15 protein-coding genes are annotated in these 16,344 nt (G+C 36.6%); 14 read left to right on the top strand and 1 reads right to left on the bottom strand.

Features of this window, described 5'->3' with window-relative positions:
- The first annotated feature begins 97 nt into the window (after positions 1–97).
- The 8 genes from rpsF to ACIQVU_RS16640 all read left to right on the top strand — a co-directional run bounded on the left by rpsF (position 98) and on the right by ACIQVU_RS16640 (position 7,716).
- Complete coding sequence (gene rpsF, locus ACIQVU_RS16675; protein ID WP_340808480.1) at positions 98–385, top strand: 30S ribosomal protein S6; 288 nt, start codon at positions 98–100, stop codon at positions 383–385.
- A 44-nt stretch (positions 386–429) separates the two neighbouring features.
- Positions 430–999 carry a single-stranded DNA-binding protein gene (gene ssb / locus ACIQVU_RS16670; protein WP_402896408.1) on the top strand — a complete coding sequence of 190 codons (570 nt, stop codon included), beginning with the start codon at positions 430–432 and terminating at the stop codon, positions 997–999.
- A 40-nt stretch (positions 1,000–1,039) separates the two neighbouring features.
- Positions 1,040–1,276: a 30S ribosomal protein S18 gene (gene rpsR / locus ACIQVU_RS16665; RefSeq protein ID WP_012296211.1), complete on the top strand. Its 237-nt coding sequence runs from the start codon at positions 1,040–1,042 to the stop codon at positions 1,274–1,276.
- Positions 1,277–1,468: 192 nt separating this feature from the next.
- Complete coding sequence (locus ACIQVU_RS16660; RefSeq protein ID WP_402896406.1) at positions 1,469–2,410, top strand: YybS family protein; 942 nt, start codon at positions 1,469–1,471, stop codon at positions 2,408–2,410.
- 13 nt (positions 2,411–2,423) lie between these two features.
- The gene (locus ACIQVU_RS16655; RefSeq protein ID WP_402896404.1) at positions 2,424–4,397 is read left to right on the top strand and encodes a DHH family phosphoesterase; all 1,974 of its coding nucleotides are present in this window, start codon (positions 2,424–2,426) and stop codon (positions 4,395–4,397) included.
- Entirely contained in the window at positions 4,394–4,840 is a 447-nt protein-coding gene (gene rplI, locus ACIQVU_RS16650; RefSeq protein ID WP_340808476.1) for a 50S ribosomal protein L9, read from the top strand. Before ACIQVU_RS16655 ends, rplI begins: the two co-directional genes overlap by 4 nt.
- Positions 4,841–4,853: 13 nt before the next feature.
- Positions 4,854–6,215 (top strand): replicative DNA helicase, encoded by a 1,362-nt coding sequence (gene dnaB / locus ACIQVU_RS16645; protein ID WP_340808475.1) that lies wholly within the window; start codon positions 4,854–4,856, stop codon positions 6,213–6,215.
- Between the two features lie 211 nt (positions 6,216–6,426).
- The gene (locus ACIQVU_RS16640; protein ID WP_402896402.1) at positions 6,427–7,716 is read left to right on the top strand and encodes an adenylosuccinate synthase; all 1,290 of its coding nucleotides are present in this window, start codon (positions 6,427–6,429) and stop codon (positions 7,714–7,716) included.
- Between the two features lie 43 nt (positions 7,717–7,759).
- Here ACIQVU_RS16640 and ACIQVU_RS16635 read toward each other — a convergent pair whose 3' ends face one another.
- Positions 7,760–8,623: a YitT family protein gene (locus ACIQVU_RS16635; protein WP_340808652.1), complete on the bottom strand. Its 864-nt coding sequence runs from the start codon at positions 8,621–8,623 to the stop codon at positions 7,760–7,762.
- Positions 8,624–9,048: 425 nt separating this feature from the next.
- Between ACIQVU_RS16635 and ACIQVU_RS16630 the strand changes: the two genes are divergently transcribed.
- The 6 genes from ACIQVU_RS16630 to ACIQVU_RS16605 all read left to right on the top strand — a co-directional run bounded on the left by ACIQVU_RS16630 (position 9,049) and on the right by ACIQVU_RS16605 (position 16,235).
- Positions 9,049–10,512 carry a peptidoglycan DD-metalloendopeptidase family protein gene (locus ACIQVU_RS16630; protein ID WP_340808473.1) on the top strand — a complete coding sequence of 488 codons (1,464 nt, stop codon included), beginning with the start codon at positions 9,049–9,051 and terminating at the stop codon, positions 10,510–10,512.
- Between the two features lie 214 nt (positions 10,513–10,726).
- A complete protein-coding gene (gene yycF, locus ACIQVU_RS16625) occupies positions 10,727–11,440 on the top strand; it encodes a response regulator YycF (protein WP_340808472.1) in 714 nt (237 codons plus the stop codon).
- Positions 11,441–11,445: 5 nt separating this feature from the next.
- A complete protein-coding gene (walK, locus tag ACIQVU_RS16620) occupies positions 11,446–13,311 on the top strand; it encodes a cell wall metabolism sensor histidine kinase WalK (RefSeq protein WP_340808471.1) in 1,866 nt (621 codons plus the stop codon).
- Positions 13,308–14,636, top strand: a complete 1,329-nt coding sequence (locus ACIQVU_RS16615) for a YycH family regulatory protein (RefSeq protein ID WP_402896399.1) — start codon at positions 13,308–13,310, stop codon at positions 14,634–14,636. The genes walK and ACIQVU_RS16615 overlap by 4 nt, the downstream gene beginning before the upstream one ends.
- Positions 14,623–15,447, top strand: coding sequence for a two-component system regulatory protein YycI (locus ACIQVU_RS16610; RefSeq protein WP_340808469.1), 825 nt, complete (start codon positions 14,623–14,625; stop codon positions 15,445–15,447). The genes ACIQVU_RS16615 and ACIQVU_RS16610 overlap by 14 nt, the downstream gene beginning before the upstream one ends.
- Entirely contained in the window at positions 15,447–16,235 is a 789-nt protein-coding gene (locus ACIQVU_RS16605; protein WP_340808468.1) for an MBL fold metallo-hydrolase, read from the top strand. The genes ACIQVU_RS16610 and ACIQVU_RS16605 overlap by 1 nt, the downstream gene beginning before the upstream one ends.
- The last annotated feature ends 109 nt before the right edge of the window (positions 16,236–16,344 follow it).

The raw sequence follows: 16,344 nt of genomic DNA, 5'->3' as shown, positions 1-16,344 counted from the left end.
TATATGTTACAATTCATTGATGTGAGTAATAATTAATTACTTGCTCCTTGCTCCCTTATTAATAGGAGAGCCTAAGTCCATAAGGAGGTGTAAACAGATGAGAAAATATGAATTAATGTACATCGTACGTCCAAACATTGAAGACGAAGCGAAGAAAGCTTTAGTTGAACGTTTCAACGAAATCTTAACTTCTAACGGTGCAGAAGTCATCGAAGCGAAAGAGTGGGGCAAACGTCGCCTAGCTTATGAAATTCAAGACTTCCGCGAAGGTTACTACCAAATCGTAAAAGTAAACGCTCCTTCAGAAGCAATTAACGAGTATACACGTCTTGCTAACATCAGCGAAGACATCATTCGCCACATTGCAGTTCGTGAAGAAGCTTAATTATTTATTTTTTAACAAAACGCTGAAAAGGAGGTTGTATTCTGATGATAAACCGTGTCGTATTAGTTGGAAGACTAACAAAAGACCCTGAGCTACGTTATACACCAAATGGAATTGCGTCTACAAGATTTACAGTTGCTGTCAATCGTACATTCTCAAACCAACAGGGTGAGCGTGAAGCTGATTTCATTAGTTGTGTTGCATGGCGAAAACAGGCTGAAAACCTAGCAAACTTTATGCGAAAAGGAAGTTTGATTGGAGTTGAAGGTCGTATCCAAACAGGCAGCTATGAAGGACAGGACGGTAAACGAGTATACACAACAGATGTTGTAGCGGATAGCGTACAGTTTTTAGAACCCCGCAATAGTGGTGGTGCGCCTGCTCCTCAATACGGTGCTGGACAAACTTACGGTAATAACCAATCACCATACGGTGGTGGTCAACCACAACAACAATTTGGTGGTGCTATGCCAGGACAAGGTTCTTATGGCGGCGATACGTATCAACAAAATCAACCACCAATGAATCAGCAAAATTATACACGTGTAGATGAGGATCCATTTGCGAATAGCAAAGGGCCAATCGAAGTATCTGAGGATGATCTTCCATTCTAATACTTCTAAATCATAAAAAAAGATAAGGAGGAGACACACTATGGCACCACGTCGCGGAGGCCGCAAACGCCGTAAAGTTTGCTACTTCACTGCTAATAACATTACGCATATCGACTATAAAGATGTGGATTTATTAAAAAAATTCATCTCTGAGCGCGGTAAAATTTTACCACGTCGCGTAACTGGCACTAGCGCTAAGTACCAACGTAAATTAACTTCAGCTATTAAAGTATCTCGTATCATGGGATTACTTCCATTCGTAGCAGAAGATAAATAAGATTGATGACGCTAAGGTAATGACCTTACATCAACTTTAAATACCAGCATATGACGATATTTTTATCGGAGTATGCTGGTTTTTTTATTATTATTTAAGCTACTTTTCATAAGCTAAGTGTGTTTTGTTCAATGCTATAAAAAATGGTACAATAAAGGGTAGTAAGTTTGACTGAAAAAAGGAAGGTTTTCAATGCCGAATAATCAAACAAAAGCGCTTGTACAAGGCTCAATGATGGTTGCAATTTTTACAATTTTAATGCTTATTTCTGCATATGTACCATTTATCTTTATAGTAGCTTTATTGTTTGCTCCACTACCAATTGCTTGGTATAGCGCAAATTACAAGCGTTCCGCATCAATACTTGTAGCAGTAGTAGGCTGTATTTTAACAACGATTACAAGTGGCATTACGATGTTGCCATTTGCCTTTATGTTAGGGCTAGTAGGTATTGTAATGGGGAGCGCAATTTATCAAAAGAAAAGTAAGCTTTATTTATTTTTATCAACAGGAATCGCTAATTTAATTTCTATGGCAATTATTTATATGGCATATGTCAAAATTGCCGGTATTGATTTTATTAGCATGAGCTTAGAGATGGTTCGTGAAAATTACGAGCAATCGAATGAATTTGCTAAAAATGTTACAGGTCAAGTAGCTATTACACCTGAACAATTAGAAGCCATGTTTAATACAATTGAATTAACAATGCCAGCAACAATTACAATTTCAGCATTTTTTGTGGCGTTTCTTATTATAACGTTAAATTTACCAGCTTTAAAACGACTTGGTGTAGACGTTCCAAAATTTGCTCCATTTCAAAATATGCGATTACCACGCTCTATTTTATGGTATTACATGATTATTTTATGTATTAATTTATTTATGCGCCCAGAGGCTGGCTCTACACTAGATATTATTGTCTTAAACGTTTCTTATGTTTTATGGATGTTGCTTATTTTACAGGGGATATCTTTTATCCATTACTTTATTGCTAAAAAGGGCATGCCGAATGGGGTTAAATGGGTGGCTACCTTATTAGTTATTCCGCTATCCTCCTTTATTATCTTATTAGGTATTATTGACTTAGGCTTTGACGTACGTTCACTTGTAAAGGGGAAGACTAAAGAATAAGGGGATGATTGTAATGGGGACTTTTAGAAAACGACCAGTTCGCTATCCGCTTTTTATTCTTTCCATTTTTGGCATTGTGACGTTCGCACTTCTATGTATATGGAATTTTGGGATAGGTATCGGTTATGGGGTAGGCTTTACGCTGTTAATGGCCTATGCATGGAAGGTGGAGCAAATTGTTTTTCTAGAAACGGAAAAGCATATTGAATCCATTTCTTTCCGTATGAAAAAAGTCGGAGAAGAGGCATTGCTCGAAATGCCAATCGGAATATTGCTCGTGAATGAGCAATATGAAATTGAATGGTCGAATCCGTATATGCAAGGTGTTTTAAAGAAGGAAACATTAGTAGGAGAAGGCATTGTTGATATATCGGACGACATTTATGTATTAATGAAAACTGAAGAAAAAAATGAAGCAACAATTACATTACATGATCGTAAATATCGAGTGTACTATAAAAGAGAAGAGCGATTACTGTATTTCTTCGATATAACAGAGCAAGTTGCTATAGAAAAGCAATATTATGCAGACCGTACAGTTATTGCTATTCTATTTGTTGATAACTATGATGAAATTACACAAGCGATGGATGATCAGCTACGTAGCCTAACGAATACATTGGTTACATCAATTGTGAATGAATGGGCTGCAGAGCATGGTGTATTTGTCAAACGAATATCATCCGATCGTTTTTTAGCTGTATTAAACGAATCTATTTTAACAGAATTAGAAAAGAAAAAATTTGCTATTTTAGATACGATTCGAGAAAAAACAGCGCAAAAGAATTTATCTTTAACACTTAGTATAGGTGTTGGTGTAGGTTCCTCCTCATTGGTGGAGCTTGGTGAATTGGCACAGTCCAGCCTAGACCTTGTATTAGGGCGCGGGGGCGACCAAGTAGCAATCAAGCAACCAACAGGTAAGCTTAAATTTTATGGTGGGAAAACAAATCCAGTTGAGAAACGTACACGTGTAAGAGCGCGCGTTATTTCACATGCATTACGTGATTTAATTCAGGATAGTGACCAAGTGTTTATTATGGGACATAAAAATCCTGATATGGACTCTATTGGCGCATCTGTAGGTGTACGTAAAATGGCACAAATGAACGATGTAAAAGGCTATGTTATTATTAATTTCGATGAGTTAAATGGCAGCGTTACACGTTTAATGGATGAAATTGAGCGTAAGTCAGATTTCTATGAGCATTTCCTAACACCAGAGGAAGCAGCAGGGAAAATGACCGAAAAGTCATTGCTTGTTATTGTTGATACACATAAGCCTGACTTAGTGATTGATGCACATTTATTGAAAATAGCTGAAAAGGTTGTTGTGATTGACCACCATCGCCGTAGTGAGGACTTTATTGAAAATCCAACACTTGTTTACATGGAGCCATATGCTTCGTCTACGGCTGAGCTTGTAACTGAGTTGCTGGAATATCAGCCGAAGCGTGCAAAAATTAATATGCTAGAGGCTACTGCATTGCTAGCAGGGATTATTGTTGATACAAAAAGTTTTACACTGCGTACAGGCGCACGTACATTTGAGGCAGCGTCATATTTACGTACAAATGGTGCAGATACCGTGCTTGTACAGAGGCTTTTAAAAGAGGATATAGATACTTATATTGAGCGCTCAAAAATTGTGCAAACTGTTCAGTTTATAAAACCGGGAATAGCTGTGGCTGTAGGTGAGGAATCAAAAATATATGATTCAGTCCTAATTGCACAAACAGCAGATATTCTATTGACAATGAAGGATGTTGGCGCCTCCTTTGTGATTGCACATCGAGCAGACGGCAAAATTGGCATAAGTGCACGATCATTGGGTGAGGTAAATGTACAGCTTATTATGGAAAGGCTTGGCGGTGGTGGACATTTAACAAATGCAGCATGCCAAATAGATGAAAAATCCATAGATAGTGTGAAAAAATATTTAGAAGAAGCTATAAATGAGGTCTTTGAAGGGAGTTATGACGAATGAAAGTAGTATTTTTAAAGGATGTTAAAGGTAAAGGCAAAAAAGGTGAAATTAAAAATGTAGCTGATGGCTATGCACAAAACTTTTTAATAAAAAATGGCTATGCAGCAGAGGCGAATGCTCAAGCATTAAGCCAATTAGAAGGGCAAAAAAAATTAGCGGAAAAAAATGCGGCGGCTGAATTAGCAGAAGCTCAAGCATTAAAAGCAAAAATAGAAGCTTTAACAGTAGAGCTAAAGGCAAAATCAGGTGAAGGTGGACGCTTATTTGGCTCCGTATCTACAAAGCAAATTGCAGAAGCTTTACAAAAGGTACATGGCATTAAAATTGATAAACGTAAAATGACTTTAAATGATGGAATTCGTGCACTAGGCTTTACAAATGTTCCTGTTAAACTACACCAAGAAGTGACAGCTACATTAAAAGTACATGTAACAGAAGAATAAGGAGCGACGATGCATGAGCGAACCGATGATAGACCGCGTTCCACCGCATAACCGCGAGGCGGAGCAATCGGTTATCGGTGCTATTTTCCTTGAGCCTCAAGCACTTATTACAGCATCTGAAATTTTATTAGCAGATGATTTTTATATCAATGCACATAAAATGATTTTCGAAACGATGCTACGCTTGAGCGACCAAGGAAAGGCGATAGATGTTGTAACAGTTACGGAAGAATTATCAGCTAAAAAGGAACTTGAGGATGTTGGCGGGCTATCTTATTTATTAGAGCTCGCCAATGCTGTCCCTACAGCTGCAAACGTTGCCCATTATGCCAAAATCGTTGAAGAAAAGGCACTATTACGTCGCTTAATTCGTGTAGCTACTAAAATTGTGGAGGATGGCTACACACGTGAGGACGAGGTAGAGGCATTACTAGGTGAAGCAGAAAAGAAAATGATGGAGGTTGCCAATCGCAAAAATGCGGGCGACTTTAAGCATGTGAAAGATGTACTTGTGGAAACCTTTGATAATATTGAACAGCTTCAATCACAGAAGGGAGAAGTAACAGGTATACCAACAGGCTTCCGTGATTTAGATAATATTACTGCTGGCTTTCAACGCAATGACTTAATTATTGTAGCAGCGCGTCCATCTGTAGGGAAAACAGCCTTTGCCTTGAATGTGGCGCAAAGTGTTGCCGTACAAGCACGTGAAAATGTGGCAATCTTTTCTTTAGAGATGGGAGCTGAGCAGCTTGTTATGCGTATGCTTTGTGCAGAAGGAAATATTGATGCCCAAGTTTTACGTACAGGTGCTTTAACTACAGAAGATTGGGGTAAACTAACAATGGCAATGGGTAGTTTATCGAATTCAGGGATTTTTATTGATGATACACCAGGTGTACGTATCAATGAAATTCGTGCCAAATGTCGACGTTTAGCACAGGAGCATGGGCTTGGTATGATTTTAATCGATTATTTACAGCTTATTCAAGGTAGTGGTAAGCCAGGGGAAAACCGTCAGCAAGAGGTATCTGAGATTTCACGTTCATTAAAAGGCTTAGCACGTGAATTAAAGGTTCCTGTTATTGCATTATCACAGCTATCCCGTGGCGTTGAGCAACGTCAGGATAAACGGCCAATGATGAGTGATTTACGTGAATCAGGAAGTATTGAGCAAGATGCTGATATTGTTGCCTTTTTATATCGTGATGACTACTATGATAAAGAATCCGAGAATAAAAATATGATTGAAATTATTATTGCAAAACAACGTAATGGCCCAACAGGCACTGTTACCCTTGCATTTAAAAAGGAATTCAATAAATTCATCAATGTGGACTGGTCGCAAATGCCGCCACCACCACCTCGTGATTAATGTATTATGTGTGAATTCTATTATTTCCCATTAATCTAAATGCTCGATAATATTTATATCACATGGTTATTAAACACGAACGTTGAATCAGAAATTTTGATTTTATGTTCGTGTTTTTAACTGTTTTTTATTGACGAGGTGTTTCTATCATTGTTACAATGATTTAGGCTTGAAAATTGAGATACACAGGTATCTAACGGAGGTGCTGATTATGACATCAGTTGTAGTTGTAGGAACGCAATGGGGAGATGAAGGAAAAGGTAAAATTACAGATTTCCTATCACAAAAAGCAGATGCAATTGCGCGTTTTGCAGGCGGAGATAATGCAGGGCATACTATTAAATTTGACGGTGAAACATATAAATTACACTTAATTCCATCAGGTATTTTCTATAAAGATAAAACTTCAGTAATCGGTAATGGTTTAGTTGTGAATCCAAAATCATTAGTTACGGAGCTTAAAGGCTTACAAGAGCGTGGTATTAACACAGATAATCTACGTATTTCTAATCGTGCACATGTTATTTTGCCTTACCATATTAAGCAGGATATTGCGGATGAAGAAAGTCGTGGGGAAAATAAAATCGGTACAACTTGTAAAGGGATTGGGCCTTGCTATCAAGACAAAGTAGCACGTATCGGTATCCGTATGGCTGATTTACTTGATAAGGAAATTTTTGAAGAAAAACTACGTCATAATTTAGCGATTAAAAATAAATTATTTGAGAAATTCTATGAAGTTGAAGGTATGACATTCGAGGAAATGTTCGAGGAATACTACGGCTATGGGCAAGAAATTGCAAAATATGTGACAGATACATCTAAAATTTTAAATGATATTCTTGATGAGGGCGGTAAAGTATTATTTGAAGGAGCACAAGGTGTTTTACTTGATGTCGACCAAGGCACGTATCCATTTGTTACATCCTCAAACCCTGTTGCAGGTGGTGTAGCAATTGGTGCTGGCGTTGGTCCATCACGAGTAACAAACGTTATTGGTGTATCCAAAGCCTATACATCTCGTGTAGGTGATGGTCCATTCCCAACAGAATTATTTGATGAAGTGGGTCAGCAAATTCGTGAAGTTGGTCGAGAATATGGTACAACAACAGGCCGTCCACGCCGTGTAGGGTGGTTTGATACAGTAGTTGTTCGCCATTCACGCCGTGTTAGTGGTATTACACATCTTGCACTTAACTCTATTGATGTTTTATCTGGCTTAGACACTGTTAAAATTTGCACAGCCTATAACTATAAAGGCGAAACGATTACAGAATATCCAGCAAATCTTCATATTATTGAACAATGTGAGCCGATTTATGAGGAGTTTCCAGGCTGGTCAGAGGATGTTACAGGCTGCCGAACTTTAGAAGAGCTGCCTGAAAATGCACGTCGCTATGTAGAGCGTGTTAGTGAATTAACAGGTATTCAAATTGCTACTTTCTCAGTTGGACCTGCTCGTGAGCAAACAAATGTATTAGTAGACGTTTGGGAAGCATAATGAGATAGAAAAATGGGTGTGCCATACAAGGTACACCCATTTTTTAATGAATATCCTTTTTCTTAAAGCGACCGCCCTTTACCTCTGCAATATTACCAATTGCTAAAAAGGCATTATCGTCAATCTCTGCAACAATTGATTTTAGCTTCGATTCTTCTAAACGAGTAATAACAGTAAAAATAACCTTTTTATCATTCCCCGTATAAGCACCTTCACCATGCAGGAAAGTGACACCACGTCCAAGTCGATCCATAATAGTTTGTCCAATTTCATCAATCTCATCACTGATAATATAAACAGATTTTGATTCTTCCAGTCCTTGAATAACAATATCAATCATTTTATAGGCAATATAATATGCGAGAATGGAGTACATCGCTTGCTCCCAAGTAAAAATAAATCCAGCAACAGTAAAAATAGCAATATTGAAGAACATAATAATTTCTCCAACTGAAAATGGTGTCTTGCTATTAAATAAAATGGCTAATATTTCAGTTCCATCCAATGAACCGCCATAACGAATAACAATACCAACACCAATTCCTAAAATCATACCTCCAAAAACTGTTGCCAATAGAGTATCTTTAGTAAATGGATGCAAGCTATGTAAAGCAAGTGTTGCTGCCGAGAGTACGGTAATACCAAGTCCTGTAGAAAGTGCGAAGGTTTTACCAATTTGTTTATAGCCTAAATAAATAAAAGGTAAGTTTAAAATGAAGATGAAAATACCGAGGGGTAAATTTAGTAGATGTGCTGTAATAATCGAAACACCCACGATGCCACCATCCATAATTTGATTAGGTACTAAAAATAGCTCCAGCCCTAATGCCATAATGATTGCACCTAGTGATACCATAATAATTCTTGCAAAAATTCTCTGCATGTTATTTTTCTGATGCTTCAACATTTTTGTTGTATGCCCAGAGGTTTGTGAATCACTCAATTTAATCGCTCCAATCCAATAGTATCTTTCTTCTATATTTTATCGAAATATTAGAAAAGTGGAAGTATTAAGGCAAAATTCATGTGAAAAAAATAATAGATTAGTGTACTAAGGGCTTAGTTTTTTTTCGACAAATAACACTTTTATGATGAAGTAACAACTATTTATTAATGGAAAGGTATCTTATAAAGCCCAATAGGTACTTTTAATACACCTCCTATTATGGTAATAAATTGCTATGTAACAATTCATCAATAAATAATACATTTATATTACAAAAGAATGAAATCATTTAAACAGTATTTTCTTTATGGTACATTATAAGGGTGCAAAAATTCCTTGTGGGTAAATCATCCTATCTCAAGGTGAAATTGGAAGGGGCTTTATTGATGAATTCGTTTTGGCATAAAAAAGAAGAAAGCAATAGATTCACTGACAATTTTTCTTCTTTTAAAAAAGTGTCGATCATTACAATGCTAATGACAAGCTTAACGTTTAATATGGGGTTTGTAAAAGAGCCTGCTAAAGAAAATTTAAATAAAATCTTCCATGTTTATGTGGGAAAAGAATATATTGGTGCTGTATCTGATGAAACAGCTGTTCAACAAATGATTGCATCTAAAGAACAAGAGGCAAGTCAAAAATTTGAAGAATTATCGATTGATGCAAGCTCAGCTGTTAAAATAATTCCAGAGCAAGTATTTACAAATGAAACAAAAGATACAGAAACCTTATCAAAGCTTGAGCAGTCTTTAGAAGTTAAATCTGACGCTTTTACATTATTAGTAGATCATAAGCCAGTAGTTTCTTTAAAGGATACAGAGGCATATGAAAAAGTGGTTCGCATGCTAAAGCTACAATATGCTTCGCAGCAAGAATTAGATAAATTACAGCAAAATCAGCAATCTGCTAATAATGTACCAGAATTACAACCTAATGAGTCAAGCTTGCTAAATGTTTCTTTTAAGCAAGGCGTTTCAGGGCTATCAGAAAAGGTAGCACCATCCAAAATTGTAACACCTGAGCAGGCAGTTAAATATTTAATGACAGGCTATCTTGAGCAAGAATCCTACCAAATTCAAGCAGGTGATGTATTAGGATCAGTTGCCAAAAAGCATAATTTAACAACAGCTGAACTATTAGCATTAAATCCTGATCTTACAGTTGATACGGTTTTACAAATTGGACAAACATTAAATGTAACAGTCGCAAAACCATTTGTAACACTTGAGGTTAAAAAGGCAAAAAAGGTAGCAGATGTCATTCCATTTAAAACAGTAGTAGAAGAAGACCCTGCAATGTATAAAGGTGAAAAAGTAGTGAAGCAAGAGGGTGCTAATGGCAAAAAGGAAACAATCTATGCATTAACATCTGAAAATGGTACACAAACATCCAAAGCAGTATTGGAAGAAAAAGTGATTCAAGAGCCAGTTGATCAAATTGAAGTAGTGGGAACAAAAGTCATTTCTTCACGCGGAACAGGTGAATTTGTATGGCCAGCAGTTGGAGGCTATGTTTCAAGTGGTATGGGTGAGCGCTGGGGAGAATTCCACCGTGGAATTGATATCGCTCGTCCAAGCAACTACAATATTTTAGCAGCTGATAATGGCGTAGTTGTGGCAGCTGGTGTATCTGGTAGCTATGGTAATCGCATTGTCATTAATCATAATAATGGCTATACAACACTTTATGGACATCTATCTTCAATCAATGTTTCGGTAGGACAAGTAGTGGAAAAAGGCTCAGTAATTGGTATTATGGGTTCTACTGGCTATTCAACAGGTACACATTTACACTTTGAAATTGAAAAGAATGGTTCATTAGAAAATCCTTTATCCTATGTAGGTCGATAAGTATATTGAATAGAGGGCAGTCCGAAATAATGGACTGTCCTTTTTCTATTATTTCCCGAGAAATATTTGTTGAAATATAGCTTATAATGTCACAGTATTAGAGAGATAGCACTTCGATTAATGCACAGAACTTAAAAGCATGATAGAGTTAAGGGTAGTGAATTTACAAATACAGCTTATTGAATATAGATAGAAAACGAAAGGGAGAGAATGTATGAATAAAACAATATTAGTTGTTGATGATGAGAAACCAATTGCAGATATTTTGCAATTTAATTTAATAAAAGAAGGTTATAAAGTAATTTGTGCTTATGATGGTGATGAGGCACTAAAGATGGTTGAGGAGGAGCAGCCTGATTTAATGCTGTTAGATATTATGCTGCCAAAGCGTGATGGAATGGAAGTTTGTAGAGAGGTGCGCAAAAAATACGACTTCCCTATTATTATGTTAACAGCAAAAGGCTCTGAGATTGATAAAGTATTAGGCTTAGAAATGGGTGCTGATGACTATGTTACAAAGCCCTTTAGTACGCGTGAGCTAATTGCACGTGTAAAGGCAAATATGCGTCGTTTACAAGTAGTGGCTCCTGCAGCAGAGGAAGCAGAGGAAGAATCCAATGAGATTGTAGTAGGCTCTCTTGTTATTCAGCCAGATGCTTATTTGGTGATGAAGCGTGATGAAGCCATTGAACTAACACATCGAGAGTTTGAGTTATTACATTATTTAGGAAAACATATTGGTCAAGTAATGACGCGTGAGCATCTATTGCAAACAGTATGGGGCTATGACTATTTTGGTGATGTTCGAACGGTTGATGTGACAATTCGCCGTTTACGAGAAAAAATTGAGGATAATCCTAGTCATCCAGCTTGGATTGTGACACGACGTGGTGTAGGTTATTATTTACGAAATCCTGAACAGGAGTAAAATGCATGCAAAAAGTAAGCTTCTTTAAATCCATTCATGTTAAATTAGTGCTGATTTATATTTTATTAATATTGCTTGCTTTACAAATTATCGGTATCTATTTCGCTCGCCAATTGGAACAAAATTTAAAGAGCAACTTCCAAGATTCCATTTTTCAGCGTGTTGATTTGATGGAATATAGTATTCGCGAAGAAATTTTAAAGGAACGCGATGAAAGCATGCCTAGGCTGGAGGAAAGTCTAAAGTCCATTGTGACAGAGTTTTCTACAGGGCTAAGGGATGTTTCAAATGGCGATATTTTAGAAATTCGTGTTATTGATGAAAGACAACGTATATTGGCGACATCTGAGCCTGAAAATCAAAATTTGATTGGGCAACGCTCTAACACAGACCTTGTACGTCGGGCAATATCAGCAGAAGCACTCTTTGATATTATTAAATTGGATAATCAAACAAGGAATCGAGTATGGGTATTAGCAAACCCGATTCGAGCTGGTGCAGGACCTGATGATGAAATTATTGGTGTTCTTTATATTGAGGCGAATATTGAATCGGTTTTTGAACAAATGAATGATATTAATCGTATCTTCCTTGCTGGTACAGCTATGTCCTTAGTAATTACGGTCTTTTTAGGTATTTTAGTTGCACGTACAATTACACAGCCAATTGCTGATATGCGAAAGCAAGCACAGGCGATGGCGAAGGGGAACTACTCTCGAAAGGTACGAGTATACGGCACAGATGAAATAGGACAGCTCGCAATTACCTTTAACCATTTAACAAATCGTTTACAGGAGGCTCAATCTACAACAGAGGCTGAGCGACGTAAGCTAGATTCGGTTTTGACTAATATGACAGATGGCGTTATTGCAACAGATCGTAAGGGGCGCATTATTTTAATTAATGACCCTGCATTGGAATTATTGCATATTTCAAGAGATATTACATTAGGTCGTCCCATTGCTTCTGTTTTAGGGATTGATCAGGAATATAGTTTTGAAGATTTAATCCATATGCATGATGCTGTTAACCTAAATTTTAGTACAGCAGATGCACCTTATATTTTACGTGCCAATTTCTCTGTTATTCAAAAGGAAACAGGGTTTATTAATGGTCTTATTACAGTGCTGCATGATATTACAGAGCAGGAAAAGATAGAAATGGATCGTCGCGAATTTGTATCGAATGTTTCGCATGAGCTAAGAACACCATTAACAACAATGCGTAGTTATTTAGAGGCATTGGCAGATGGTGCATGGAAAGATGAAAATATCGCACCTACTTTTTTACATGTTACACAAACAGAAACAGAGCGTATGATTCGCTTAGTTAATGATTTATTGCAATTATCACGAATGGATAGTGCAGATTATGAATTAAATAAGGATATTGTCTTATTTAATTCCTTCTTTAATCGCATTATTGATCGTTTTGAGATGTCTAAAACCGATAAAGTGCATTTTGAACGTCTATTCCCTGAAACACCATTTTATGTAGATATTGATACAGATAAGGTGACACAGGTTATTGATAATATTATTTCAAATGCTATTAAGTATTCGCCTGACGGTGGCAATATTCGCTTTGGTTTTACAGGACAAGGAGATACATTGAAGGTTATGATTTCAGATGATGGTATGGGGATTCCAAAGGAAAATGTAGGTCGGATTTTTGATCGTTTCTATCGTGTTGACCGTGCTCGTGCCCGTTCCATGGGAGGGACAGGCTTAGGCTTGGCTATTGCGCGGGAAATGATTGAGGCACATGGCGGTAAAATTTGGGCTGAAAGTGAGGAAGGTCAAGGGACAACAATTTTCTTCACATTACCATATGATGCAGATGAATTTAGTGAGGCAGGTGAGTGGGAATGAGATATATAGAGCCAGTTAAATCTGTTGTGTTATTTCTACTTGTTATGCTAAGCGTTGTATTAACCTTTTTAATTTGGACCTATACACCTGACTATAAATATATTGAAAAAAATGAGGGGAAAGAAATTTTAATTAAACCTCAAAAGGATATGGAGGATATTATTCGTCCATATAAGGCAGTTTATCGCTTTGATGAGAAATTTACAGGTACTGTATCTAACACGACGATGAAAGAGATTATGCAAACATTTAAAGGCTGGAATGTTTTTGATTTAGTGCCTATTAACAATAGTCTTTCATCAAATTATGTCAATGAAATTATCCGTGCAGATAAGCGTATGACGATATTTTTTACAGGTGAGGTACCATTCTCAGCCTTTAATACAATTTTTCAATTTACAGATAAGACCTTACCTGAAACTACTTTTAATCGTATGATTATTGATTGGAGTAATTATGATAATAAAGAGCTAACACTTTATTATATTAGTAATAATAATCAATCGTTATTTCGTTCGCATGTCAGCATTCCAAATATGAATCAATTTATGCAAGAGATTATTGAGCCTGCTAAAAAATTTGAGGCATTTAAAGAAATAGAGCGAGGTAGTTATACATCACTTTATCTTGCTGATACTAAAAATGAATCTGTCAAATATACGTACTATATTGAAGATATTACGCCAGAGCTATTTAAAAATGTGCTATTTCCCGATGCCAATATTGTGCAACGAAATGTTGAAAGTGCAACCTCTGAAAAGTATACAGATGGGATGTCATTAATGACATTGGATACAAACTTGAAATCGTTGAATTATGTGTATCCTGCTGCTGAAAGTAGTATAAGAGTCGAACCATCCAAATTAATAAAGGATAGTTTTGAATTTATTAATGAGCACGGAGGATTTACTGCTGACTTTCGATATGTGTCAGCTGGAGCCAATAAAAATCAAATCGATTATCAATTTTATTTGCAGGGCTTACCGGTTTATAGTAACCATGTGATTACAAGAATGACAACAATTTGGGGGGACGGCCGAATCTTCCACTATAAGCGTCCATACTTTTCTTTAGATATGGATATTCCATTTGAAAAGGAAATTATAGAGCTACCATCTGGTACAGAAGTTATAGAGCTTATTAAAGATTCGAACAGTATTGTGTTATCGGATATTGATGAAATTGTGCGAGGCTATAATTTAATTACACAAAACCAAGAATTAAATATATTTACATTTGAGCCGTGTTGGTTTGTTATTCGTAAAGGGACATGGATAAAGCTGACGCCTGAAGTATTAGGAGGTGTCAAAAATGGATTGGAGTAAAACAAAATCTATTTTTATCCTTGTGTTTTTAATTTTAAATATCTCCCTCTATTTGCTTTACTTAAATCGCTATAATGAAGCGAAAGACATTGAAGTACCTGGTGAAAGAACAATAGAAGCACGATTAAAGGATGATAATATTACGTATGGCACATTACCAAATAATATCGAATCGGCTTCTTATATTTCAGCGCAAGTACATAAATTCACAGAAGCTGAATTTAGCGATACAAATCAACAAATCGAAATTCTGGATGATAATACAAAAGTTCATGCCATTTTCATAAAGCCTGTGAAGCTACGAAATGTAAGTGATAATACGAGCTTTACAGATTTTGCTCTTGCTAATATAAATGAAGGGGCATCCTATGCCTTATGGAAAATAGATCATGAGGAACGAACCGCAATTTTTTTCCAAAAAACAAATAATCGAATGTTTTATTATAATGGATCATTAAAGATAAAATGGAATCCAAACAATGAAGTTATAATGTATGAGCAAACAATGATTGATAATATTGAGGAAATGGAGCAGCAGGAAAGTGTCATTCCACCACTGCAAATTATTCAAACGTTGTATGCCAAGGGAACATTAAAGTCAGAGTCACAAATTACGCAAATGAAGTTGGGTTACTCAACACTTGTGAAATTAACACGTACACAAGTATTGGTGCCCACATGGGAAGTACAGGTCAAGCTAGCAGATGACACAATAGAGGAGTATTTTGTCAATGCAGTTGAAGGGAAAGTTATCGAAATTAATGGGGACAATCAAGAGATTGAAGAAGACAACGACTGGGGAGTTGAATAATGCGATTTAGTGTTTTAGCAAGTGGCAGTACAGGCAATTCGATTTATGTAGAAAATGATGATCATGCCTTTATCGTTGATGCTGGTCTTAGTGGGAAAAAGATGGAACAGCTTTTTACAAAAATCGACCGTAATATGAAGCAGCTTAGCGGTATTTTTGTTACACATGAGCATAGCGATCATATTAAAGGTATTGGTGTATTGGCACGCAAATATAATGTTCCTATTTATGCAAATGCCAAGACATGGCAGGCTATGGATGGGCTTGTAGGGGATATTCCTATAGAACAGCGCTTTGAATTTGAAATGGATACTGTTAAGCACTTTGGTTCATTAGCTGTGGAATCCTTTGCCGTATCACACGATGCAGCCGACCCTATGTTCTATACTTTCCATGAAAATAATCGCAAGCTTGTTATTATCACGGATACAGGTTATGTTAGTGACCGTATGAAGGGGATTATCCGTGGTGCAGACTCCTTTGTTTTTGAAAGCAATCATGATATCAACATGCTACAAATGGGACGCTATCCATGGTCTATTAAACGCCGCATTTTAAGCGATGTAGGACATGTATCGAATGAGGATGCAGCCATTGCAATGAGTGAGGTTGTATTTGAGAAGCCTACAAATATTTATCTTTCCCACTTAAGTAAGGATAATAATATGAAGGAGCTTGCACGCATGAGTGTTTCCCAAACCTTGCAATCTTGTGGCATAATTGTAGGTGAGTATATTCATCTTTTTGATACAGATGCAGAAGAACCAACAAAATTAGTCACGGTTTAAGCATCAGCTATTTAGGCAAAACTTGAAGCTGTTCAGTGCATTAAAAAAATGCATTGGGCAGCTATTTTTATGTCCATTTTATTTGTTTTTCATCTAATTTTAATGTTTG

This window comes from Lysinibacillus sp. NPDC098008, from assembly GCF_044760715.1.
Classification (GTDB): Bacteria; Bacillota; Bacilli; order Bacillales_A; family Planococcaceae; genus Lysinibacillus.
This window is presented reverse-complemented; position numbering and strand designations above follow the sequence as displayed.